The sequence below is a fragment of the Hymenobacter puniceus genome (assembly GCF_014333525.1).
Lineage (GTDB): Bacteria > Bacteroidota > Bacteroidia > Cytophagales > Hymenobacteraceae > Hymenobacter.
This window is the reverse complement of the sequence record NZ_JACSCX010000011.1, coordinates 42223-64088: the sequence shown is the minus strand read 5'-3', so window position 1 is coordinate 64088 and position 21866 is coordinate 42223. Positions and strand designations below refer to the sequence as shown.

Genomic DNA, 21866 nt, shown 5'->3' with positions numbered 1-21866 from the left:
TTGGCGGGCTGTGAAATAGCCCAGTTGACTATACGGCCGGTTGCAGGAGTGGTTGGGGGGAGCTTGAAAGGAAGACCCCAAAAAAAGTTCTGCAACGCGGTTAAACTATATAGTGAGCTGCGCTTCCAAGCAATGAGCTTCCGGAAGCTTCACCATACGCCAACTTACTTCCTACCCTCTTCTTGCTTCGCACTCTTATGAAAACCTTTTTCCCTTCTCTCTGCGCGGCTGTGCTCACGGCTGGTGTGTTGCTGCTCGGCACTGCTTCCTGCAACAAAGACAACGATCCGGCCGCCCCCGAAAGCGTGGCGTCAGCCGAGGATTCCGGGGCTGCTGAAGATGAAACCGGTAGCCTCAACGACTTGGTGGAGGCGGCTGTTCCTGCCGATGCCAGCATGCGAAACGGTGCCGTGGCCGAACCGGCGGACCTGGCGCGGGTGCTGCCCAGCTGTGCCACCCGCACCTGGGACCCTGCCACCCGCACGCTCACCCTGGACTTTGGCACCACCAACTGCATCAGCCCCAACGGCGTGGCGCACCGCGGCAAGATTGTAGCCGTTTTCGCCGGCCCGTTTCGCCAGCAGGCCTCAACCGTGACCATCACACTGGTCGACTATTTCCGCAACGATAACCAACACACCGGCACCCGCATCATCACCAACCTCGGCGACGGTTCTTACTCGCTCAACGTGCAGAACGCCAGCGTTATCAGAACGGACGGCACACACTCCTGGAACTCGCGGCGCGTATATACCCGCCGGGCCGGCCAGGCCACCCGCACCATCCTCGACGACCAGTACGCCGTGACGGGTGGCGCCAGCGGTACCAACCGCAACGGCATACAGTACACCGCCACCATTCAGCAGCCGCTGCTCAAGGTATTCACGCCCGGCTGTGCCCGGTTTTTCACGGCTGGCACCGTCAGCATCGAAAATGCCCGCGGCAAAAGCCTGCTCCTCAACTACGACCCCACCGGCACGCAGGCCTGCGACAATATTGCGTCCGTGACCTGCAACGGCCGCACGCGCACCATTCGCCTGGGTGGCCGCTAAGCGTAACAGTTTTTGACCTCAGCAAACTGGCCGCCTTGCATATGCAGGGCGGCCAGTTTGTTGTTTTAGTGAAGCCGACAAAACAGCTTATACCTGCTGCTTGCGCAGCAGTACTTCCGCCAGCAGCATATCCTCGGGCGTCGTGATTTTGAGGTTGCAATAGTCGCCTTCCACAATGTGAATGGCGTGCAGGTCTTCTACCACGCTGGCGTCGTCGGTGAAAGTAGTCAGTTCCGGCAGCTGGTAGGCGCGGCGCAGCAGGTTGATTTCAAAGCACTGCGGCGTCTGGACCAACCGCAGGCGGGCCCGGTTCAGGGCGTAGGAGCCCTGCTGGCTCAGGTTGCGCACCGAGTCTTTGGGTACCACGGCCGCCACCGCGGCGCCGTGGTTGTAGGCCGCCTCGAAGGTGGCTTCTATCACCCGGTTGGGCGTGAGGGGCCGCACGCCGTCGTGCACGGCCACGGTGCCGGTGGCTTCGTTCTCCAGCAGCGCTAAGCCACACTTCACCGACGCCCAGCGCGTAGCTCCGCCCGTCACCAGCTCGTGCGTTGGAACCTTAGCGTGCTGCGCGCATAGTGCCTGCCAGGTGTCTATTTGCTCGGCGGGCAGCACCACTATTAGCCGGCGCATGCCTAGGGAGGCATCTGCAAAGCGGCGCAGCGTGTGTAGCAGTACCGGCTCGGTGAGTAGCGGCAAAAACTGCTTGGGCTGCTCGGTGCCCATGCGCGAGCCGCTGCCGCCGGCTACCAGGATGGCGAATCTATCGGTGGACATGAGAGGGGAGAAGTCAGAAGTGAGAGGAGTGAGGCGGGGGAGGGTAAGCGGAACAAGAACGGCCCGGCCACCAAAGGTAGCCGGGCCGTTCGGAAGGAAAAGGCAAGAAATATCGATTCTCACTTCTCGCCTCTCATCTCTGACTTCTACAGAATCAGCATGGCGTCGCCGTAGCTGAAGAACTTATATTTCTCTTTGATAGCCAGCTTATACGCCTCAATCAGCAACTCGTGGCCGGCGAAGGCTGAGGCCATCATCATCAGCGTGCTTTCTGGGGTGTGGAAGTTGGTAAGCAGACAGTTGGCGATTTTAAAATCGTACGGCGGGAAAATAAACCGGTCTGTCCAGCCTTCATTGGCCTTCAGGCGCAGGTTGGCCGACACCGATGACTCCATGGCGCGCATGGAGGTGGTGCCCACAGCGCACACCCGCTTCTTGGCATCCAGCGCCTTGTTTACCACCGTAGCCGACGAGCCAGGCACGATGAAGTTCTCGGAGTCCATTTTGTGCTTGGTTAGATCTTCCACGTCTACTGGGCGGAAGGTGCCGAGGCCCACGTGCAGCGTTACGGGTACCACTTCCACACCTTTGATTTCCAGGCGCTTCAATACCTCACGGGTGAAGTGCAGACCCGCCGAAGGGGCAGCTACGGCGCCGGTGTTCTTGGCGTAAATCGTCTGGTAGCGCTCTTTGTCGGCGGGCTCGGCTTCGCGGGTGATGCTCTCGCGGGGCAGCGGCGTTTCACCGAGGTTGTGCAGGGCTTTGTAGAACTCCTCGTCGGTGCCATCAAACAGAAACTTGATGGTACGGCCGCGGGAGGTAGTGTTGTCGATTACTTCGGCTACCACTTCGCCTTCTTCGTCGAAGTACAGCTTGTTGCCCACCCGGATTTTACGGGCCGGATCTACCAGCACGTCCCAGAGGTGGATTTCCTTGTTCAGCTCGCGCAGCAGGAACACTTCGATCTTGGCGCCAGTCTTTTCTTTGTTGCCGTAGAGCCGGGCCGGAAACACCTTGGTGTCGTTGACCACGAATACGTCGCCTTCGCCGAAATATTCAATGATATCCTTGAACACGCGGTGCTCGATCTTGCCGGTGCTGCGGTGCAGCACCATCAGGCGCGATTCGTCACGGTTCTTGGCCGGGTGCTGGGCAAGCAGGGCCTCGGGTAGTTCGAATTTAAATTCGGTGAGCTTCATAGGTTCAGGAACGGCAATAGCTGGGGAAGCTAACAAAAATTTGAGCCGGCGAAAGTACATAGATTTGCCGGATTAATCGGTACTTTTCAGGCGAAAAGCTTAAAGAACGTCATGCTGAGCCTGCCGAAGCATCTCTACCGCCAAAGTAATTCTGATTACTCCCCAGTAGAGATGCTTCGGCAGGCTCAGCATGACGTTCTTTGTTTTATCAACAAGTAATCACTCCCTTTGTCCTTGATGAAAACCCTGCGCCTGACTCTGGAAAGCTTCCGCTTCGCGTGGCAAGCCCTGAAAGCCAATCTGCTGCGCACGGTGCTTTCGCTGCTGGGCGTCACGGTGGGCATCTTTGCCATCATTGCCGTGCTCACCGTCGTCGATTCGCTGGAAGCCAACGTGCGCCAAAGCATGAGCTTCGTCGGCGATAAGGTGATTTACGTGATGAAAATGCCCTGGACCTTCGACCAGCCCGACTACCCGTGGTGGCGCTATTTCCAGCGGCCCGCGCCTACGGTGCGTGAGTTCCGCGAGTTGCAGCGCATGCTCTCCGACAACCAGCAGGGCGTGGCCCTGTACGCTGCCACCGGCGGCAATACCCTGCGCATGGGCTCCAACAGCATGGAAGGCTGCGCGCTGATGGGCGTTTCGTTTGAGTACCGCACTGTGTCGGATTTGCCGATTGCCGAGGGCCGCTACTTCACGCAGCAGGAGATTGATGCCGCCCGCAACGTGGCCATTGTAGGGGCCGATATTGCCACCAACCTGTTTCCGAACGGCTCGGCGCTGGGCAAGCAGTTCAAGGCCAAAGGGCTGTCGTTCACCATCATCGGGGTGGTGAAGAAGGAAGGCAAGAAGATCATCGACACGCCCAGCAACGACACCAACTGCATCATCCCGTTCGGGTCGTTCACCAAGATGTTTGCGTTGAGCACCAACGGCTTTACCGGCGTGACGCCCACCATTGCGGTGAAGGGCCGCGAGGAAGACACCGGCCTGCTCGACCTAGAATACGAAATGAAGGGCCTGTTGCGCAACATCCGCACCCTCAAGCCCCGTGAGGAAGACAACTTCGCCCTCAACCGCCCCGAAATGCTGACCAACATGGTAGGCAAGCTCTTTTCTGTTATTGGGCTGGCGGGCTGGGTAATTGGCGGCTTTGCCATGGTGGTAGGCGGCTTCGGCATAGCCAACATCATGTTTGTGTCGGTGAAGGAGCGCACCAACATCATCGGCATCCAGAAGTCGCTGGGGGCCAAAAACTACTTTATCCTGTTTCAGTTCCTGTTTGAGGCTGTGTTTTTGTGTTTACTGGGCGGCGCCACTGGCATCTTCTTGGTGTGGCTGATTACGCTGGTGCCGCAGGACGCCATGCCGCTCACGCTCTCGGCCTGGAACATCACGCTGGGCCTCACTGTGTCGGTAGTGATTGGTATGCTGGCCGGCATCATCCCGGCTGTGCTGGCCGCCAACCTCGACCCCGTTATTGCCATCCGGAGCAAGTAGCCAGCGGGGCGCTGCAATAAGGCCGCCGACCTGTCGCCATTTCGTAATGATATAGCTATTTAGTGTTAACAAATCGTTAACTTGCCTGTCCGTACTTTTGGTCGCCCCGTTCCTGCGGGGCGGCTTTCTTTTTTTCAAATTCCCCCAATCCTTTCTTGGCTCCCGGTGCATTGCCGGCAGCCGGCAGTAAGTAGCGTACCAGATTATGACCAAGCTTAAAAAGACCAGCCGCACTAAAGTGGCCGATGAAGTGCTGAACGCCGGCAGTGGGCAGACAATCATGCAGCCCAACGTGAACGATAATAAGGTTAAGACTATCAGTGACATCCGGGAGCAAACCCACGGCGAGCGGACAGTGCAGGTAGACGATGAGCAGCGCATCCGCAAGGCGTTTGTGGATAAGGACTGGAATGAAATCAAGATTGCCGACTCCTGGCAGATCTTCAAGGTGATGGCCGAGTTTGTGGAGGGCTTCGAGAAGATGTCCAAAATTGGCCCCTGCGTGTCCATCTTCGGTTCGGCCCGCACCAAGGCCGACAACCCGTACTACAAGATGGCCGAGGAAATTGCGGCCAAGCTGGTGCGCCACGGCTACGGCGTTATCACGGGCGGCGGCCCCGGCATCATGGAGGCCGGCAACAAGGGCGCGCACTCCGAGGGCGGCCGCTCCGTAGGCCTGAACATTGAGCTGCCCTTCGAGCAGTTCAACAACATCTACATCGACCCCGACAAAATCATCAACTTCGACTACTTCTTTGTGCGGAAGGTGATGTTTGTGAAATACGCGCAGGGCTTTATCGGTATGCCAGGCGGCTTTGGTACGCTCGACGAGCTGTTTGAGGCCATCACGCTGATTCAGACCAAGAAAATCGGCCGTTTCCCCATCGTGCTGGTGGGTACCAAGTACTGGCAGGGCATGTTCGACTGGATTCAGCAGGTGATGCTGGAAGACGAGCACAACATCTCGCCCGAGGACATGAACCTGGTGCAGCTGGTAGACGACGCCGAATCAGCCGTAAAAATCATCGACGACTTCTACAGCAAGTATCTGCTGTCGCCGAACTTCTAAGGCGGTTTCAGCGCCCAATAGCCATAAAGCCAGCGGCCTCTACGGAAGCCGATGGCTTTATGGCTATTAGGTTGTATGGGGCGCTTTACGGCTGTTGGCAGTGGTGAACAGAAGTGGAAGCAAGTGATTTTGTTAATTTTGACATTCTAATTTTAAAGATAAATTCTATGCATGCAGCCACTTCTTCTTCGGAAGTGAAACAGGTTTTTATTGTGCCGCGCTGGGGTGGTGGGCCGCAGGATGATTGGTATCCGTGGCTGGGAGAGGAGCTGCAGGCAGTGGCCCAGGAAGATGGATTGGACTACCGCATGCATGCCTTGGCGATGCCCGCCTGGGACTTGCCGGTGATAAATCAGGCCGTAGACTACCTGCGCAAAGTGTTGCCACCCGAACAGCTGGGTCCCGATGTTATTCTGGTAGGGCATAGTGTGGGCTGCCTGGCCATTCTGCATTATTTGGCGCATGTGGCCGAGCATTACCCCACCGCGCAGCCGGTTGGAGGCGTGCTGTGCGTGGCGGGCTGGTTTTCGGTGGATAGCCCCTGGCAGGATATTCTGAACTGGATGGATGCGCCCATCAACTACGAAGCGGCCCGCCGCCTTATCCCGGAGGACAAGCTGATGGTGCTGCTTTCCGATGATGACCCCTATACCTCCGGCTACCAGGAAAACGAGCAGCTGTGGGTGGAGCGTCTGCACTCCCGCGTGAGTATCCTGCACGGCCGTCAGCACTTCAGCGCCCGCCTCGATTTCGACGTTCGGGACGCCGTGCGTGACCTGGCCGGGGCCCTGTCGGGGATGGAAAGCCACTAGCTGGAAGTAGCTAAACTGACTTAACTTGCAACGGCGGCCCTTTTCAGGTCGCCGTTTCTTGTGGCTGCACCTCTTGATTTCGACTACCTGATTGTGGGCGGCGGCGCGGCGGGCCTGAGTCTGGCCTACCACATCAGCCAGGAGCCGCGCCTGGCCGATAAACGCGTGCTGCTGCTGGAACCCGCCGCCAAAGACCAGAACGACCGGACCTGGTCATTCTGGACCGATGCGCCGATGCTCTTCGACAGCATTGTGGCGCACGAGTGGAGCCAGCTGGCGTTCCGCAGCCCCGGTTTCGAGCAGATATTGCCGCTGAAGCGCCACCGCTACAAGATGATTCGGGGCCTGGATTTCTACCAGTTTGTGCGGGCGGCACTGTTGGCCCGTCCGGAGCAGTTTACGCTGGTGCAGGCCTCGGTGGAAACGCTGGAAAACACGCCTGAGGGTGCGCAAGCCATTAGTTCGGCCGGCACCTACACCGCCCGCTACGCCTTCGATAGCCGCCCGCCGCATTTGGTACCGCAGCCGGAGAAGTATCACTACCTGCTGCAGCACTTCGTGGGATGGGAGGTGAAAACGAAGGAGGATGTTTTCGACCCGGAAACGCAGGAGTTCATGGATTTTCGGGGGGAGCAGCACCACGAGGCGCGTTTCATCTACGTGCTACCGTTCAGCAAGCGGCGGGCACTGGTGGAGTACACCTTGTTCTCAGCGCAGGTGCTGCCGCAAGCGGAGTACGAGTACGCCATACGTACTTATCTGGAGCAGCTGGGCGTAACGGATTTTCGCATCGAGGCCGTGGAGATTGGGGCTATTCCGATGACCGACCACCCCATGCCCGCGTCAGATGGGCCAAACATCGTGAACCTAGGCACGCGGGCCGGCCGGGCAAAGCCTAGCACGGGCTACGCCTTCAAGCGCATTCAGGAGCACTCGGCGCGGTTGGTGGCCGCGCTGGCCGCTACCGGCCGGCCTCCCCGTAACCTCACCGGCGACCGGTGGCAGTTCGGGCTGTTTGATGCGCTATTACTGGACATCATGCAACGGCGCGGCGAAACCACGCGCAACATCTTCACCGAGCTGTTTCGCCGCAACCCGGTGGAGCGCATCTTCGACTTTCTGGATGAGCGGACCTCGCCCCTCACCAACCTGCGGGTGATGAATTCCGTGACTCCATGGCCATTTCTGCGCTCTATTGGACACGTGCTGCGCGGCCGGCCCGGGCAGCGGAAGGCCTAACGCTATTTCACTGCCAACGACGCCTCGCTCTCCAGAAATGCGCGGGCGGCCTGCACGGTGGCCGGCGTGAGCGGCTGCAGGGCTGGTGCCGGAGCTGATAGGTTGAGCAGGTGGCCGCCGGGCAGGGCCAGCAGGTTGTCGAGGTCGTGGGTGATGCAGAGCACGGTGCGCTGCTGCTCCTGCACCCAGCTCAGCAGCAAATCGAACACGCGGCGGCGGTAGTACACATCGAGCTGCTGGGTGGGCTCATCAAGCAAGTAGAGCGGCGCTTCCTGCAAACTGAGCTGCGCCAGCCACACCAGCTGCTGCTCGCCGCCGGAAAGCAGCGTGAAGTCGCGCTCGGCGAGGTGGGCGCCACCTACGCGGGCCAATGCCGTTTCGGCCAGCTGATAATCGGTAGGAGAATAAGCGCTGAGCAGGCCGTGGTGGCGGTAGCGGCCCATCACCACCATCTCCCGCACCCGAATGGAAAAGCCAACAGCGGTACGCTGGGGCAGATAAGCCAAATGGCCATCGGCAGCCGGGCGGCGAAGCGTGCGTAGGTCGTGGCCACCTATTTCAATAGTGCCGGCGTAAGGTATCTGGCCAGTCAGGGCCCGGAACAGCGTGGTTTTGCCGCAGCCGTTGTGCCCGACGATGGCCACAAATGCCGGTGCCGGAACACATAAAAAAAGGTTGCGGAGCAGAACACGCTGTTCATACCCCGCAACCAGATTTTCGATGACGATTGTTGGCTGTTGATTAGTGATTATGAGGGCTTGCTTGTCAGGTGATTGATAACTCAAAACGGAGCGTACATCCAGCATTCAACAAGGTCCTTTTGCAATCAGCCGTCAACAATCGGCAGTTGCTTAGTATTCGTCTTCGTTGAACATGAAGTCTTCTTTGGTCGGATAGTCCGGCCAAACTTCCTCGATGTTTTCGTAAGGCTGGCCATCATCTTCCAGGGCCTGCAGGTTTTCAACTACCTCCATTGGCGCACCCGAGCGAATGGAATAGTCAATCAATTCATCCTTGGTGGCAGGCCAGGGAGCGTCTTCAAGGTACGAAGCGAGTTCCAGCGTCCAATACATAGTGGTGTGGGGTACGTAAAAAAGGTGGTCGAATGAAAAAGTCCGGCTATCAAAAACCCGGCCGGGACAGGTGAACTGACAACGTGGCCTGATACCCACGGTGAATTCCAGCGTCAGCTTTCGGCAGCCAACGTAAGATAACCGCTAAGGTTGTCCTACGCAACCAATCGTTGCCGCAATAGTGTAATCAACTCGTTTTTGGTTCGGATTTTACGGTCGAAGGCCCGGATTTTCCCTTGCAGCATTTGCCGGAAGGCGTCGTTGGCCGAAGAAGCACTGAGTTTGTCGAGATTGTCCTGCAGCGTCTCTTTTTCCTGCTGATCATACTTGATAAAGTCGCGCAGGGCTTGAACCCGCATCGTCACCTGCTCGTCGGGAGCCGCGGCTGCATTTTCCGGCCGTTTGCGGATAAAGTGCTCTAATGCACTCATTTCAAATACTTTGTCGCAGGCCAGAATGAACTGCTCCCACACCCGGTCCGACTCTTCGCCGCGCACCGGGCCCACCGTTTTCCAGGCTGCCTGCAGCTCTTTCGCCCGCGCTACAGCTTCATGCATCGGCTTGCCCAACAGGGCCGTGGCTTCCGTAACCAAGGCCCGCTTGCGGGTGAGGTTATCGTCCATGAAATGCTCTTTGGCGTCGGTGCGCTTGCTGTCAATGTGCACTTTTAGGCGCTCAAAAAACAGGTTGTGCGCAGCCCGGAACTGCGTCCAGAGGTCGTTGGCCTGCTTGCGGGGCAAGGAGCCGCCCACTTCTTTCCACTCTTGCTGCAGCTGCTTGAGCTTGGCGGTGGTATGCTCGAAGTCGTCGGAGTTCTGGAGTGCTTCCGACCTGCGAATCAGGGCTTTGTACTGGTCGGCCGCGTGGTTGGTCATGGCCTTCTTCTCGTTCTGGAAGGCTTTGCGCCGCTGGAAAAAGTCGTCAACGGCCACCCGGAAGCGGGTTTCCAGTTCCTCGGTGAGTTGCTTGTCTACGGGGCCGGTTTTAATCCAGGCCTGGCGCAGCTCATGAATCTGCTCACCGGCCGTGGCCCAGTCGAGCGTATTGCGGAGCTCCTCCGCCTGCTCAATGAGGCTGATTTTAGTGGCCAGGTTTTTCTCCCGGTTGCGGCTTACCGTCACTTTCACGGCCTCTTCGGCTTCGGTGAGGCGGTTGTATAAGCCGGTAAAGTCGCCCAGGCCATCGTAGCTGCCTACTTGTTCTTTCAGGTGTAAGGCCTTCATCAGAAACGAGCCCTTATTCTCGGATTCCTCGATTTTCTGTAGCAGGTCTTCTACTTTGGTGCGAAACAGGCGGAAGCGGTTGGCAAAATACAGTAGAGAAGCATCAGGCGAATCTTTTACCTGGCCAACCTGGCGGGCGGGCAGGTCCATAAACGGCCGGAGCCACACCTGGTCGCCTTCGACATAGCCATAGAGGCGGGCATCGGCCAGCAAGTGGTCTTGTTGTTCCATAATCTGATAACGCGAGGGCGAATAGGTGGTGTGATGAAAATGCGCAGCGGCAACACTCAGGGTGGAAAGATGGGCAAGTTTACGGCATGTTCCAACAAGACTGCCCAGCTTGCAGGGTAGTAAACTCCCTGGCCCCTGCCTACCTTTGGCAACTCCGGCTGGCAGCTACAAACTACTTGGCCGAACGTAACCCCACTTCTGAAGGTTGGGTCGTATTGGTCGGAAGAACTGCCCCAATGGCTGAAAATAGTATTTTCCAGCCAATGCGTCAGCTGACCGGATTTCAACCTTACTGCCACTCCAACTTTTTCCATGAGCGACCAGCCCACCATTATTTTCTCCATGGCCGGGGTAACCAAGGTGTACCCGCCCCAGAAACAGGTTCTCAAAAACATCTATCTCTCTTTTTTCTACGGCGCCAAAATTGGTGTGCTCGGCCTCAACGGTTCCGGCAAATCCTCTCTGCTGAAGGTTATTGCCGGCGTTGATAAACAGATTCAGGGCGACGTGGTGTGGTCGCCGGGCTACTCGGTAGGCTACCTGGAGCAGGAGCCGCAGCTCGATGCCACCAAAACGGTGCTGGAAGTGGTGCAGGAAGGCGTGGCCGAGACCGTGGCGCTACTCAAGGAATTCGAGGAAATCAACGAAGCTTTCGGCGGCGAAGACCCCGACTTCGACAAGCTGCTGGAGCGCCAGGGCACCGTGCAGGAGCGCCTCGACCAGCTCGACGCCTGGAACCTCGACAGCAAGCTGGAGCGCGCCATGGACGCCCTGCGCACGCCCGACCCCGACGCCATCATCGGCAACCTCTCGGGTGGTGAGAAGCGCCGCGTAGCGCTGTGCCGCCTGCTGCTGCAGGAGCCCGACGTGCTGCTGCTCGACGAACCTACCAACCACTTAGACGCCGAATCGGTGCTGTGGCTGGAGCAGCATTTGCAGCAATACAAAGGCACCGTCATTGCCGTAACCCACGACCGGTATTTCCTGGACAACGTGGCCGGCTGGATTCTGGAGCTGGACCGCGGCGAAGGTATTCCGTGGAAAGGCAACTACAGCTCGTGGCTGGAGCAGAAGTCCAACCGCCTGGCGCAGGAAGAGAAAACCGAGAGCAAGCGACAGAAAACGCTGGCCCGAGAGCTGGAGTGGGTGCGCATGTCGCCGAAAGCCCGCCAGGCCAAGAGCAAGGCCCGCGTGGCCGGCTATGACAAGCTGGTGAGCGAGGAAGCCAAGGAGAAAGAGCAGCGGTTGGAGCTGTTCATCCCCGACGGCCCGCGCCTGGGCGGCCAGGTGATAGAAGCCAACGGCATCACGAAAGCCTTCGGCGACAAGCTGCTGTTCCAGAACCTGAGCTTTGCGCTGCCGCAGGGGGGTATCGTAGGTATCATCGGGCCAAACGGCGCTGGTAAGTCCACGCTGTTCCGCCTGATTACCGAGCAGCTGCAGCCCGACGCCGGCAGCTTCACAGTGGGCCCCACGGTGCAGTATGCCTACGTCGATCAGCAGCACGACACGCTGGATGGCAACAAGTCGGTGTTCGAAACCATTTCGGGCGGCACCGAAACCATGCTGCTTGCCGGCCGCCCCATCAACTCGCGGGCATATGTCAGCAACTTCAACTTCCGCGGCGGCGACCAGGAGAAGAAGGTTGGCAGCCTTTCGGGCGGCGAGCGGAACCGGGTGCACCTGGCCACCACGCTCAAGCAGGGCGCCAACCTGCTGCTGCTCGACGAGCCCACCAACGACTTGGACATCAACGCCATCCGAGCTCTAGAAGATGCGCTGGAGAACTTCGCCGGCTGCGCCGTTATCATCAGCCACGACCGTTGGTTCCTGGACCGCCTCGCCACCCACATCCTGGCCTTTGAGGGCGACTCGGAAGTGGTGTGGTTTGAAGGCAACTTTTCCGACTACGAGGAAGCCAAGAAGAAGCGTCTCGGCGACGTGGAGCCCAAGCGCGTGCGCTACCGCAAGCTGGGCTAAGCGGTACAAGCTACTGCCATACATCAACGTCCTTTCCTGGTTTCGGCCGGGAGAGGACGTTTGGGTTTTGGGGAAGATGGTATTCAGAAAAATCAGAACGTCATGCTGAGCGGAGCCGAAGCATCTCTACCGCTTAGTTGGATTACTACTGCAACGAAGCGGTAGAGATGCTTCGGCTCCGCTCAGCATGACTGTTCAATTATTCTCAGCGGCTTATACCCGCCATTTAGTGCGGCATGTGGCTGATTTTGGCCTCATCCAGGTCAAGTTGGGCTTCCTGGTGGCGGAGCATTTCTTCCTCGAATACGTCCTGGCTGCGGAGCACGAACAGCTCTTCGCGCTGCACGCGCAATACGTCCAGCAGCACTTGGTGGTAGCGTTTCAGGGCCTGGCGTTTCGAGTCGTCGTAGTCGAGGGCTTCGAGTAGGTTGCCGGTGCGCTGGGCTTCGGCCTGCATGCGCTGCTGCAGGGCCTTGATCAGCTCGTTTTCCTGCATGTCCGCTACGTAGTTGCGCTCCATGTGCGTGAGGGCCGCCTGGCGTAGGTGCAGCCGAATGCCGGCTTCCTGGGCATCGGTGGGCATCCGCTCCTCCAGTGTATCAATACCCGTGAATCGGATGAGGGCCGGCAGTGTAAGGCCTTGGAAAACCAGCGTCACGAGAATGACCACGAAGGTGATGAACAGCATCAGGTTGCGCTGCGGAAACTCCTGCCCGTTGCTGAGCAGCAGCGGCACCGACAGCGCCGACGCCAACGACACCACGCCCCGCATGCCCGCCCAGCCAATAACCAACGGCCCCTGCCAGCCGGGGCTGGTTTCCCGGGTACGGATGCTGCGAAACAGCCAGCGCGGCACAAACGCCGCCGGAAACATCCAGACCAGCCGAATTAGAATAACGATGCCGCTGATAATCAGGCCATACGTAATGGCCTGCCCCAGCGAGTAGCTGCCCAACCCTTCCACCGCCACCGGCAGCTCCAGCCCAATAAGAATGAACACCAGCCCATTGAGAGCGAAGCCCACGCTGGCCCACACACTGTTGGCCTGCAGGCGGGTATCGGCATCGAACACGCGGTGCGAGCGAAACGACAGCAGCAGCCCTCCACTAACCACGGCCAGCACACCGGAAAAGTGGAACTCCTCGGCGAGCAGATACATGCTGTAGGGCGCAATGAACGTAAGCACCGTGTTGATGCTGGGCGTAGTAGGTAGGTGCTTATGGATGAGGTAGAAGCCGTGCGCCACCACCAAACCCACCGCCAGGCCCATTGCACTCACCAGCAAGAAGCTGGACACCGCCTGCTGCCATACAAACGTGCCCGACAGCACCGTGGCCAGCGCAAACCGGAACACAATCAGACTGCTGGCGTCGTTGATAAGACTTTCTCCTTCCAGGATGCTCGTTACGCGGCGCGGCACTTGCACATCCTTCAGCACAGAAGTGGCCGCCACGGCATCGGGCGGCGAGATGATGCCGCCCAGCAGAAACCCCAGCGGCAGCGTGAAGCCTGGAATCATGGCCCGGCTTACGTACGCCACAATGGTAGACGTGAAGAACACCAGCCCAAACGCCAGCAGCGCAATGGGCCGCTTCCACCGCCAGAAATCCTGCCAGGAGGTTTCCCAGGCCGCCTGGTAGAGCAGCGGCGGCAGGAAAATCAGGAAGATGAGGTCGGGGCTGATGACGATGCGCGGCAGCCCCGGCACGAAGCCCAGCGCCAGCCCGGCCAGCACCAGGAAAATAGGGTAGGAGATGCGCAGCTTCTGGCCCAGCATCACCAGCAGCAGCATGGCAAACAGCAGCCCCAGGACCAGCAGAATCGTTTCGTGTAACGTGTTGTCGGGCATAGGGGCAAAACAAGCAGAAGGAACGAGCTTGCAAGCGGAAGGTAGCGGCTGCCGGGCAAAAACGCTACCCGCAGTGGGATGGGCGAGTGCGCGGACCCGGCAGGAAGAAAAACAAGTTGTTTTTTTATTGCTGTGATTCAGGTAGTTATCAATATAAATTCAGGGCATCCCTAAGGATTTCCCGCTTTCTCCGACTAATGGGCAAACACCGAGCATCTTGAAAGATCAGTTCCTTCTCCTCATCAATAGCCACCCGGGCCTTATCCAGAAGGTCTGCAGCATGTACTGCCACTCCAGGGAGGATCAGGAAGACCTCTTCCAGGATATCGTGCTGCAACTCTGGCGGTCCTACCCCTCGTTCCGGAGTGGCTCCAAAGTTACCACCTGGCTGTACCGCGTTGCCCTCAATACTGCCATCACCCGGCTCCGGCAGCAGCCCAAGGCCGAGCGGTTTGCCGAGCTGGGGCCCGAAGCCTTGCAGGTACCGGCCGTGGAAGAAGGCCCCAGCGAGGAAATGGCGGCCATGTACCGGGCAATCCGGCGGCTTTCTCAGGTAGACCAGGCCCTGACCCTGCTTTATCTGGAAGATTGCAGCTACCGGGAAATGGCCGAGGTGCTGGGCATCTCGGAAACCAACGTGGGCTACAAGCTCAACCGCATCAAGGCCCAACTACGCACACTCATCAGCCTAGCCTAGCATGGAACTGGACGAATTCAAAAAAAACTGGGGCGCCGCCCGCCGCGGAGGGCCCGAACAGAGCAGCCCCACCCGGGAGGCAGTCGAGCGGATCATCGAGCGCAACACCCGCTCTTTGGGGGAACTGCGGGCGAAGAGTGCTTTCTGGAACCGGATTGGCGGGTGGAATGCCATTCTGCTGGTGCTGCTGGCGGTCGGCTACCTAGGGTGGCAGTACCACCGGGGCCTGGCCGGGGCCACGCTGGCCGGCAATCTTCTGCTGGTGGCCGTGCTGGTGGGGTTTGCGCTGTTTTCCGGGTGGAGCTACCGCCGCCAAGAGGAAATCTTCTCGCAGCATACCGATGCCAGCTCGCGGGAAGCGCTCCGCCGGACCCTGGCGGCGTTCAAACACTACTACCGGTTCACCAACGCCGTGTTCCTGCTTGGCTCCCCGGTGGCGTTCTATGCGGTGTTCGAGGTGCCTGGCATCGGCCTGTCGTTTGCCGCCAGCAGCCTTGCGGCTGTGGCCCTCACCGGTTTCTCATTCCTGCTTCGGTACGGCTACTACCGGGCGGTTTTTTTTCCACGCATCAGGGAAATGGAAGCCAACCTGCGCGACCTGGAAGAAACCCCCGGCTCCTGAGCTGCTTGCTGACGTTTTTCTATCAATTAATTCTTTCTAAACCCTTTTCCCTTTCACATGAAACAACTGCTACTCACCCTGGCCCTAGTCGTTAGCGGCCTGGCCGCCGCCGCTCAAAACTTTGAGGGTAAAGTCGTTTACCACAACACCTACACGAGCAAAACCCCTGGTCTCTCCGACGGGCAGCTCAGTGCCCTGATGGGCAACGTGCAGACTTGGTACCTGAAAGGCGGGGACTACCTCTCAGAGCTCAACGGGACGCAGGTGGTCTGGCAACTGTACCGCAACAGCGACAACAAGCTGTACAGTAAGTTTGCCGGCTCCGAAAAGCTACTCTGGCAGGCAGGCGCCTCGAACCCCGACAGCGTACTGAGCACCACGCTTCGCAAAGGCGCCACCGAGATTCTGGGCTACCAATGCGACGAGCTGACCCTGGTTTGCAGAAGCGGCATTCAGAAATACTACTTCAGCTCGCGCCTGCCCGTGCAGCAGGATCTGTACAAAGGCCACCGGTACGCCAACTGGTATGCCTACCTCTCGAAAGCCGGAGCGGTGCCGTTGAAAATTATGATCGAAACCCCGCAGTATAGCATGCAGAGCGTGGCCACCGGCGTGCATCCGCTCCCGCTCAGCGCCACGCTCTTCGCGCTTCCCGCTAATGCGCAGACCCTGAAGAGTTCTTACTAAAACCACCGGAGCTTCCTCCAGACAATCGGGCTGGCAAGCAGAAATCCTTCCGGCTAGCCCGGTTGCACAGGAAACGAACTTTTGTACTGGTGGCACTGCGCGTCTGGGGTGGAGGCGTGCTCGGCTCCTACGCGCTGCTGCGCAGCGGCTTCGCGCCGGACGTGCTCAGTGCCGCCACCGTTATTTTCATCATCGTCTGGTACTTTTTCTGTCCTGATCCGGCTGCTGGCTACGACCATACCACTGGTAATGGTGCCCGTTCCCGGCGGCAGGGCTGGGGAAGAAGGTCATGCCGTCCGCGTAGCGTGCGCCTCACCCTCGGCCCCTCTCCGAAGAAGGAGCGGGGGAGCCTGCCACCAGAATCGTTGAACGCACCCTTCTCCTCTTTCGGAGAGGGGCCGGGGGTGAGGCGCACAGTACGCGTTACCTTGCGCCCCGCATGACCGGCCTACCGCTCGACGAACCGCCTGTAGTGACATTCAATGTTACTACAAACTGAAACGTGTAGGGCCTGCACCACGGGGTAGCACTCGTGCTGGCTCAACTGTCGCACAGTCTGAAAGCCCTTTGATGCTTGGTATTGGTATCAAAAACTAAAATAGCCCCGCCCGCACGACTGCGGATGGGGCTGTTGGTTTCTGGTGAGAGAATAACAGCACGCTACCTCAGTGCCACCGGAAGCTTAGGCCGGTGTAGTGCCGTTGCTGACATCACTCTTGGCTTGCCGGGTGGCTTTGCGTGCCTTGGCTTCGGCGTTGCGGCCATAGCTGGCGTCGTCTACGCGCATGGCTTCGCGCAGGCGGGCATACAGCAGCGGGTGCGTATCCACCAGCAGTTCGGTGGCCGGTTTGAAGTCGTCTTTGAGGTGGCGGTTCAAATCCTGCACCAGCTGGGCGGTGGCCGTGGTGGTTACCTTGCCGGCTTCGGTAGCGGTTTAGGGCTGTCGATGCTGGCGTCGTAGGCCTTGGCGGCGGCCAGCTGCTGCACGGCGGCCGTGCTCAGGTTGTAGCGGCCTAGGTCGGCGGCGCGCAGGGCGGCAGCCTCACTCACGGCCATGGCCTGCTCGTTGAATAGCAGCGCGCTCAGGTTGCGGTAGTCGCTGCGGGTGCGCAGCTGCGTGCGGGCCGCTTCCAGGTTGCCTTCCTTTTTTTAGAGCAAATACAGCGCGTTGCTGCCCTTCACCAGCGCCGCTGTCAGCTCGCCGCGGTGCAGGCCCTTCTGCTCCGTGGCGCCCTCCGATTTGCGCCGGGGGCTGATGCCCGCCACCAGCGCCAGCTTGTTGCGCAGCTCCTCGGCCACCTCGGCAAAAGCCGCTACCGCCTTCGTTTCCTGTGGGTACTCCTCCAACACTTCTACCACTTTGCGGTGGCGAAATACCTGGGATTCCTGCTTGCGGTTCATATAACGGATAAAGAAAAAGGCGAAAATTGTATCACACCAGGAAGATGGCCATCCACGGCGTTATTTTCAACTGTTCACCTGCTTCCCGCTGTTGCCAGCAGCCTTCCCGCCCTCGCTAAGGCCATTCCCGCGTCCGGCAGCCGCCTTCTCGCGTGCGCCACCAGCACAAAACGGACCGTCAGTAAGATTTCTTTGTTTTCCAGCGGCCTTCCTGCGTTCGTCAGTTTGCTTCCCGCCATCGTCACCCAGTTTCCGCCGCCGCCAGTAGGATTTCTTTGAGCGGTGGCGGGGTTGCGGGAGTGGGTGGAATGGCCTTCTGCGTTGGCAGGGATAGTTCTTGCTGTAGCCATTAAGTAAGCCTGGCGGCGCTGCAGGCTGCCTGCCGGACTAGTGCGCTAGGCGGGTGTGATGGCAAGGGGGCCAAGCTGCCAGTAGGGAAGCGGACTAGTACCGGGTGTGCGGAAGGGGGAGCACCTATTCGCTACAAAAGGCACTATGATCTGGCGTCAGCGAGGTTTTGTTGATGCAGTTGTTTGGGGGCCATTACTACCTGCATCTTTGGCACTGGCATCTTCTGGCTTGAAGATGCTGAATCCGATGCCAGCCGCAAACCAGCGTTTTTTGTTATAGCGCCACGAAGCACTGCCTTCGCCTAGAATATCGGTTCCTAGTAATACTCCCACTTGTAGCCTTTCCCATTGGTACAAGCCGCACACCGATGGCGTAATGGCAGCTTGGTCTCGATTCTCAGTTACTAAGCTGTTTTTAGGGGTTAGCGTCACCGATGTTATACCCACGCCGACTAAAAGAGAAAAAGCATGTTCAGTACGACGACCGGGATGCACGCTGATACCTCCTAATACGCTAAGCGTGATATCCTTGGTGAAATCGCCGTTTTGCGGCCTAAACTTGAAAGGCATTACCACCGTCCCCGCAGTAGGGGTAATTAGTGCAGACAATACGTAGGCACTAGCATCTAGTTGAGCTTGCGAAATCACGAAATAACGTTCTAGTCCAGTGGATGGGTCATAATTAAGGTTGAAGTAATAGCTATTAAGAACCGAATATTGCTGATCATCCGACAGTTGTTTAGGAGTGCCAGTGCCCGCTATAGTGTAAGTAGCAGTATCAGCGGTAAGTAAATTGATAGGAACCTTATCAGCGCCATATATTGGGCCCCATTCGGCGAACTGTATCAGATAATTTCCAGCAGTATCTTATTGAGGCTTAATTATTGTGAAATTTGCCCCCGCAGGAGCAGTGCGTAAGGGTTTACTGGCTTTGTTGCCTGAAGCATCACACTCCTGTAATTGAGTATTTGCTCTAAGCCGATAGACAAGAGGCATCTTGTCTGCCGCAAAGCTTCTGGAAGTAGTTAGTGCTAGTAGCATAACACTGAGAACTACTAAAAAACGGTGTTGAATGGTAGCGGGCATATAGTGGAGAAAATTTCTTCAAGACAATGTCGCTACGAGTAGCGGATTGCTCTTTGAAGAGAGTAATACAGATGTGGAAGGACGTGAATCAAACTTCTCACTTTCCAGCCCTTTTTTCCTCCGTACTACCACTGAACCTTACGCCACCGGTACCCAACCTTCTCGCACGGCCTGCACTACCAGCCCGATCAACGTTTTGGCACCCGTTTTCTGGAGCAGCGTCCGGCGATGACTTTCCACGGTGCGCACGCTCAGAAACAGCCGGTCGGCTATTTCCTGGTTGCAGCAGTCGGCCACTACCAGGCGCAGCACTTCTACCTCGCGGGCACTAAAGGGCGTGGGGGGCGCCGTGTGGCGGGCCGGTAGAGGGCTGGTGTGCGTGCCGCCGGCCGTACCGCGGAGTAGGGCCGCAACCGTGGCCAGCACCGCGGCGGGTGCCACGTGGTGGCACAGCAGTGCCCCGGCCCCGGCCTGCAGCAAATGCTGGCGTATTCCGGCTGCTAAGCGGCGGCCCGTAAGCACCAGCACTGGCTGGCAACTGCGGATGCGACGAAGCTGCCCCAGCAGCAGCGGCAGTGGTGGCCCGCTCAGTTCACTGTCTAATACCACGAGGCTGTAGGACTGCTGTCGCAGCAGCGGCAGCAGTTGCGTGGTGTCAGGCGTGATGGTGCACGCCAGTGTGGGCCATTGGTCGCGGAGGGTGGCCAGCAGGCCCTGGCGGTGCAACGAGGGAGGCGCGGCTACCAGCATACTTGGGGTGCCAGTGCAAACGAATGTGCTCATAGCTTATAGCTTAGAAACGGTGGAGGCACACGTGGAAACGGCCGCCCGAAGGCAGCAGAAGCAGCTATAGCAACAGGGTGTGTGGTAGAGAGGGTAACCGGCAGAAAGGCCATTACCAGAGCAGAGAGTCTCTAAAATACAAGGTCACTTTCAATATATCAACATATTTTTATAAATATATTTAAAATATATATTGGATAGGTTAAATTAAAGGCCGCAAAATAAAGGGCTCGTGTGTGCTAGTGAACTGTAACTCGGGTACCAGTGGTAGAAGATGCGGACAATAAGCAGCGCGTAAAATAGCGGCCCTGATATCTAGTGCATCAGCAAAAAGCCCGTCCGCATGATGGCGGGCCGGGCTTTTCATCAACAGTACTATACTCGACTACTGGCTTACAGATTCTTCAGCCACGCCTGGCGTAAGGCTAGCTGGGCGGGCGTGGGGTTAGGCATCACTGTGAGCTGGTAGCGCTTCACCTCTTCTTTGGCCTGCAGGCGGCAGCGGATTTTCTTTGCTACGCCTTCGTGGCGGATGGTCAGCTCGCTTTCCTGGCCAACGGGGCTGGCTTCAATGCGCTGGATGAGGGCGCGGGCGGTGGCAGGCTGCACGGCTTCGCCCTGGTAGGCCACAAATTCGTCGCCGTTGGCCACGCCGCAGGCCTGCAGCGCTGCGCTCACCTGTTGAAACAGAAAGCGGCCGTCGGCGTTGGTGCGGAAGCCGGTGCCGAGCGTGGAGAGGTGGCGGCCGGTGCGCAATACCGGCGTGTACTGCACACCAACGCTGGCGTAGTACTCGGCCAGCGGCAGGGGCTGAGCTTGCTGCACATAGCGCGCAAAAAAGTCGCCGATTTCAGGATAGGTGAGCTGGGTGAAATCCTGGAAAAACGTCTTTTCCGAAAACGGCTTGTCGGGGCCGTAGCGCTTGGTGAGCTCCAGAATGACTTCGCGCAGCCCGCGCTTACCGCCCGACAGCTGTAGCAGCCGCAGATCGAGCAGGGCCGCCGTGAGGGCCCCGCGCTGGTAGATGTTGCCATACTGGCGCTGTCCCTCGTCGGAAAAGGAGTTCAAGCCCAGCTTGCTCAGCGAGTACGTGGTATCGGTGCGTTGGCGGTCATAGGCAATCTTGCCGCTCATTTCCTCCAGATATTTCTCCAGCGGCAGCAGGCCACCGCGCAGCTGCATCATGCCAGCGGCCCATTCGGTGGTGCCTTCATACAGCCACAAATGCTCGGAGCCGGTGGGCTGCACAAAGTTGAACTGCTGAATGATTTCGGAGTGAATGTTAAGCGGCGTCACGACGTGAAAAAACTCGTGGGCGGCAATGCTGGTGATGCCCGCCGCCGACTCCGGCGTGAGCGGCTCCTCGCGCAGCACGTACTCCGAGCTGTAGGAATGCTCCCAGGCGCCGTTGCTCCGGTCGTCGAAATGGTAGAGGAAAGTGTAGCGCTGCACCGGCAGCTGCACCAGAAACTGCTGGGCGGCGGTCAGCATCTGCTGCATCTCTTTGAGCAGCGGCTGCGCCTGCACTTGGTCGGTGCGGGAGTAGCAGAACAGGTCGATTTTGGTGGGGCCGAGCATAGTGCTGGCCTGCGTGAGGCGGCCCAACAGAAACGGCGAATCCACGGCTTGGTCATAGTTCTTGGCCATGTAGTAGCCTTGCGCATCCGCCGTCAGGGCCGTCCCGATTTTCCAGTCGGCGGGGTAGTTAAGTTTGATGCGTAGCGGGCGGCCCTGCCAGCCCTGCGGATAGCCCAGCATGGTCTGGCCATTGAGCAGCGCGTGGTCGGTTTCCAGCGACGAGCCGCACATGCGGTAGATGCTGTGCTCGGTCACGGGCGTGTCCCAGGTTTCGGCCATGGTGTAGCGGATTTCGCGCGTTTTCTCGGGCTTCAGCAGCTGCCATTGGTTGGTGGAAAGCTGCTTGGAAGGCAGCAACCGGCCTTTCTTGTCGAACGCCTCAAACTTGCGCACAAACCGGCCGATGTCCATGACCTGGTAGGTGCCCGGCGCGGTGGCCGCAAACTGATAGATGCCTTGCTCTTTGCTCAACTTCGGCAAGGCCAGCTGCACCTGAAACTCATTGCTGTTGGTGGCCGGATCGAGGGTGATGCTGTAGGCAAGCGGCTCCTGGGCCCGGGCTGCCGAGAGTGGGCCTGCCAGCAGCGCGGCAACAAGTAGGAAATGTGCGAGACGCAACAGGTTTTTCATATGCAAAGGAACACCGAATGGAAAAATAGTG

The 21866-nt window shown here is 58.6% G+C and carries 22 protein-coding genes; 10 read left to right on the top strand and 12 right to left on the bottom strand.

Annotated features, from left to right (window positions below):
• The first annotated feature begins 197 nt into the window (after positions 1–197).
• Positions 198–1052: a hypothetical protein gene (locus tag H8B14_RS20060; protein WP_187317458.1), complete on the top strand. Its 855-nt coding sequence runs from the start codon at positions 198–200 to the stop codon at positions 1050–1052.
• An 87-nt stretch (positions 1053–1139) separates the two neighbouring features.
• Here H8B14_RS20060 and H8B14_RS20055 read toward each other — a convergent pair whose 3' ends face one another.
• Both H8B14_RS20055 and queA read right to left on the bottom strand, forming a co-directional pair.
• Positions 1140–1826: a 2-C-methyl-D-erythritol 4-phosphate cytidylyltransferase gene (locus H8B14_RS20055; RefSeq protein WP_187317457.1), complete on the bottom strand. Its 687-nt coding sequence runs from the start codon at positions 1824–1826 to the stop codon at positions 1140–1142.
• A gap of 146 nt (positions 1827–1972) precedes the next feature.
• Complete coding sequence (queA, locus tag H8B14_RS20050) at positions 1973–3025, bottom strand: tRNA preQ1(34) S-adenosylmethionine ribosyltransferase-isomerase QueA (protein ID WP_187317456.1); 1053 nt, start codon at positions 3023–3025, stop codon at positions 1973–1975.
• 237 nt (positions 3026–3262) lie between these two features.
• Here queA and H8B14_RS20045 point away from each other — a divergent pair, with 237 nt between their 5' ends.
• The 4 genes from H8B14_RS20045 to H8B14_RS20030 all read left to right on the top strand — a co-directional run bounded on the left by H8B14_RS20045 (position 3263) and on the right by H8B14_RS20030 (position 7645).
• A complete protein-coding gene (locus tag H8B14_RS20045) occupies positions 3263–4525 on the top strand; it encodes an ABC transporter permease (protein ID WP_187317455.1) in 1263 nt (420 codons plus the stop codon).
• Between the two features lie 205 nt (positions 4526–4730).
• Complete coding sequence (locus tag H8B14_RS20040) at positions 4731–5594, top strand: LOG family protein (RefSeq protein WP_187317454.1); 864 nt, start codon at positions 4731–4733, stop codon at positions 5592–5594.
• A gap of 194 nt (positions 5595–5788) precedes the next feature.
• Entirely contained in the window at positions 5789–6406 is a 618-nt protein-coding gene (locus H8B14_RS20035; protein WP_187317453.1) for an RBBP9/YdeN family alpha/beta hydrolase, read from the top strand.
• 60 nt (positions 6407–6466) lie between these two features.
• Positions 6467–7645 carry a lycopene cyclase family protein gene (locus H8B14_RS20030; RefSeq protein ID WP_187317452.1) on the top strand — a complete coding sequence of 393 codons (1179 nt, stop codon included), beginning with the start codon at positions 6467–6469 and terminating at the stop codon, positions 7643–7645.
• Between the two features lie 2 nt (positions 7646–7647).
• Here the strand turns inward: H8B14_RS20030 and H8B14_RS20025 are convergent, their stop codons facing one another.
• From H8B14_RS20025 to H8B14_RS20015, 3 genes are all read right to left on the bottom strand, one after another.
• Positions 7648–8430: an ABC transporter ATP-binding protein gene (locus tag H8B14_RS20025; RefSeq protein ID WP_261990111.1), complete on the bottom strand. Its 783-nt coding sequence runs from the start codon at positions 8428–8430 to the stop codon at positions 7648–7650.
• A 66-nt stretch (positions 8431–8496) separates the two neighbouring features.
• Entirely contained in the window at positions 8497–8718 is a 222-nt protein-coding gene (locus tag H8B14_RS20020) for a DUF2795 domain-containing protein (RefSeq protein ID WP_019948259.1), read from the bottom strand.
• Positions 8719–8873: 155 nt separating this feature from the next.
• Positions 8874–10172, bottom strand: a complete 1299-nt coding sequence (locus tag H8B14_RS20015; protein WP_187317450.1) for a DUF349 domain-containing protein — start codon at positions 10170–10172, stop codon at positions 8874–8876.
• A gap of 312 nt (positions 10173–10484) precedes the next feature.
• On the opposite strand from H8B14_RS20015, the gene ettA reads away from it, so the two are divergent.
• The gene (gene ettA / locus H8B14_RS20010; protein ID WP_187317449.1) at positions 10485–12152 is read left to right on the top strand and encodes an energy-dependent translational throttle protein EttA; all 1668 of its coding nucleotides are present in this window, start codon (positions 10485–10487) and stop codon (positions 12150–12152) included.
• A gap of 226 nt (positions 12153–12378) precedes the next feature.
• On the opposite strand, the gene H8B14_RS20005 is transcribed toward ettA, so the two are convergent.
• The gene (locus H8B14_RS20005) at positions 12379–14001 is read right to left on the bottom strand and encodes a Na+/H+ antiporter (protein WP_187317448.1); all 1623 of its coding nucleotides are present in this window, start codon (positions 13999–14001) and stop codon (positions 12379–12381) included.
• Between the two features lie 217 nt (positions 14002–14218).
• On the opposite strand from H8B14_RS20005, the gene H8B14_RS20000 reads away from it, so the two are divergent.
• The 4 genes from H8B14_RS20000 to H8B14_RS19985 all read left to right on the top strand — a co-directional run bounded on the left by H8B14_RS20000 (position 14219) and on the right by H8B14_RS19985 (position 16450).
• Positions 14219–14698: an RNA polymerase sigma factor gene (locus H8B14_RS20000; RefSeq protein ID WP_261990110.1), complete on the top strand. Its 480-nt coding sequence runs from the start codon at positions 14219–14221 to the stop codon at positions 14696–14698.
• A gap of 1 nt (position 14699) precedes the next feature.
• Complete coding sequence (locus H8B14_RS19995; protein ID WP_187317447.1) at positions 14700–15320, top strand: hypothetical protein; 621 nt, start codon at positions 14700–14702, stop codon at positions 15318–15320.
• Positions 15321–15377: 57 nt separating this feature from the next.
• Positions 15378–16007, top strand: coding sequence for a hypothetical protein (locus H8B14_RS19990; protein ID WP_187317446.1), 630 nt, complete (start codon positions 15378–15380; stop codon positions 16005–16007).
• A gap of 62 nt (positions 16008–16069) precedes the next feature.
• Positions 16070–16450, top strand: coding sequence for a hypothetical protein (locus tag H8B14_RS19985; protein WP_187317445.1), 381 nt, complete (start codon positions 16070–16072; stop codon positions 16448–16450).
• A 239-nt stretch (positions 16451–16689) separates the two neighbouring features.
• Here H8B14_RS19985 and H8B14_RS19980 read toward each other — a convergent pair whose 3' ends face one another.
• The 6 genes from H8B14_RS19980 to H8B14_RS19955 form a co-directional block, all read right to left on the bottom strand.
• Positions 16690–16884, bottom strand: coding sequence for a hypothetical protein (locus H8B14_RS19980; protein WP_187317444.1), 195 nt, complete (start codon positions 16882–16884; stop codon positions 16690–16692).
• A 32-nt stretch (positions 16885–16916) separates the two neighbouring features.
• On the bottom strand, positions 16917–17063 hold the full coding sequence (locus H8B14_RS19975) for a hypothetical protein (protein WP_187317443.1): 147 nt from the start codon (positions 17061–17063) through the stop codon (positions 16917–16919).
• Between the two features lie 93 nt (positions 17064–17156).
• The gene (locus tag H8B14_RS19970) at positions 17157–17408 is read right to left on the bottom strand and encodes a hypothetical protein (RefSeq protein ID WP_187317442.1); all 252 of its coding nucleotides are present in this window, start codon (positions 17406–17408) and stop codon (positions 17157–17159) included.
• A gap of 506 nt (positions 17409–17914) precedes the next feature.
• Positions 17915–18328 (bottom strand): hypothetical protein, encoded by a 414-nt coding sequence (locus H8B14_RS19965; RefSeq protein ID WP_187317441.1) that lies wholly within the window; start codon positions 18326–18328, stop codon positions 17915–17917.
• Positions 18329–18982: 654 nt separating this feature from the next.
• Positions 18983–19627, bottom strand: coding sequence for a helix-turn-helix transcriptional regulator (locus H8B14_RS19960; protein WP_187317440.1), 645 nt, complete (start codon positions 19625–19627; stop codon positions 18983–18985).
• Between the two features lie 393 nt (positions 19628–20020).
• A complete protein-coding gene (locus H8B14_RS19955; RefSeq protein ID WP_187317439.1) occupies positions 20021–21835 on the bottom strand; it encodes a M61 family metallopeptidase in 1815 nt (604 codons plus the stop codon).
• Between the last annotated feature and the right edge of the window lie 31 nt (positions 21836–21866).

What these genes read in the sequence shown, in the direction of transcription:
- H8B14_RS19990 (WP_187317446.1), top strand. Translation starts at nt 15,378, where the DNA reads ATGAAACAACTGCTACTCACCCTGGCCCTAGTCGTTAGCGGCCTGGCC.
- H8B14_RS20045 (WP_187317455.1), top strand. Translation starts at nt 3,263, where the DNA reads ATGAAAACCCTGCGCCTGACTCTGGAAAGCTTCCGCTTCGCGTGGCAA.
- H8B14_RS19970 (WP_187317442.1), bottom strand. Translation starts at nt 17,408, where the DNA reads ATGAACCGCAAGCAGGAATCCCAGGTATTTCGCCACCGCAAAGTGGTA.
- queA (WP_187317456.1), bottom strand. Translation starts at nt 3,025, where the DNA reads ATGAAGCTCACCGAATTTAAATTCGAACTACCCGAGGCCCTGCTTGCC.
- H8B14_RS20020 (WP_019948259.1), bottom strand. Translation starts at nt 8,718, where the DNA reads ATGTATTGGACGCTGGAACTCGCTTCGTACCTTGAAGACGCTCCCTGG.
- H8B14_RS19975 (WP_187317443.1), bottom strand. Translation starts at nt 17,063, where the DNA reads ATGGCCGTGAGTGAGGCTGCCGCCCTGCGCGCCGCCGACCTAGGCCGC.
- H8B14_RS19955 (WP_187317439.1), bottom strand. Translation starts at nt 21,835, where the DNA reads ATGAAAAACCTGTTGCGTCTCGCACATTTCCTACTTGTTGCCGCGCTG.
- H8B14_RS20005 (WP_187317448.1), bottom strand. Translation starts at nt 14,001, where the DNA reads ATGCCCGACAACACGTTACACGAAACGATTCTGCTGGTCCTGGGGCTG.
- H8B14_RS20055 (WP_187317457.1), bottom strand. Translation starts at nt 1,826, where the DNA reads ATGTCCACCGATAGATTCGCCATCCTGGTAGCCGGCGGCAGCGGCTCG.
- H8B14_RS20060 (WP_187317458.1), top strand. Translation starts at nt 198, where the DNA reads ATGAAAACCTTTTTCCCTTCTCTCTGCGCGGCTGTGCTCACGGCTGGT.
- H8B14_RS19960 (WP_187317440.1), bottom strand. Translation starts at nt 19,627, where the DNA reads ATGAGCACATTCGTTTGCACTGGCACCCCAAGTATGCTGGTAGCCGCG.
- ettA (WP_187317449.1), top strand. Translation starts at nt 10,485, where the DNA reads ATGAGCGACCAGCCCACCATTATTTTCTCCATGGCCGGGGTAACCAAG.
- H8B14_RS19965 (WP_187317441.1), bottom strand. Translation starts at nt 18,328, where the DNA reads ATGCCTTTCAAGTTTAGGCCGCAAAACGGCGATTTCACCAAGGATATC.
- H8B14_RS20015 (WP_187317450.1), bottom strand. Translation starts at nt 10,172, where the DNA reads ATGGAACAACAAGACCACTTGCTGGCCGATGCCCGCCTCTATGGCTAT.
- H8B14_RS20040 (WP_187317454.1), top strand. Translation starts at nt 4,731, where the DNA reads ATGACCAAGCTTAAAAAGACCAGCCGCACTAAAGTGGCCGATGAAGTG.
- H8B14_RS19995 (WP_187317447.1), top strand. Translation starts at nt 14,700, where the DNA reads ATGGAACTGGACGAATTCAAAAAAAACTGGGGCGCCGCCCGCCGCGGA.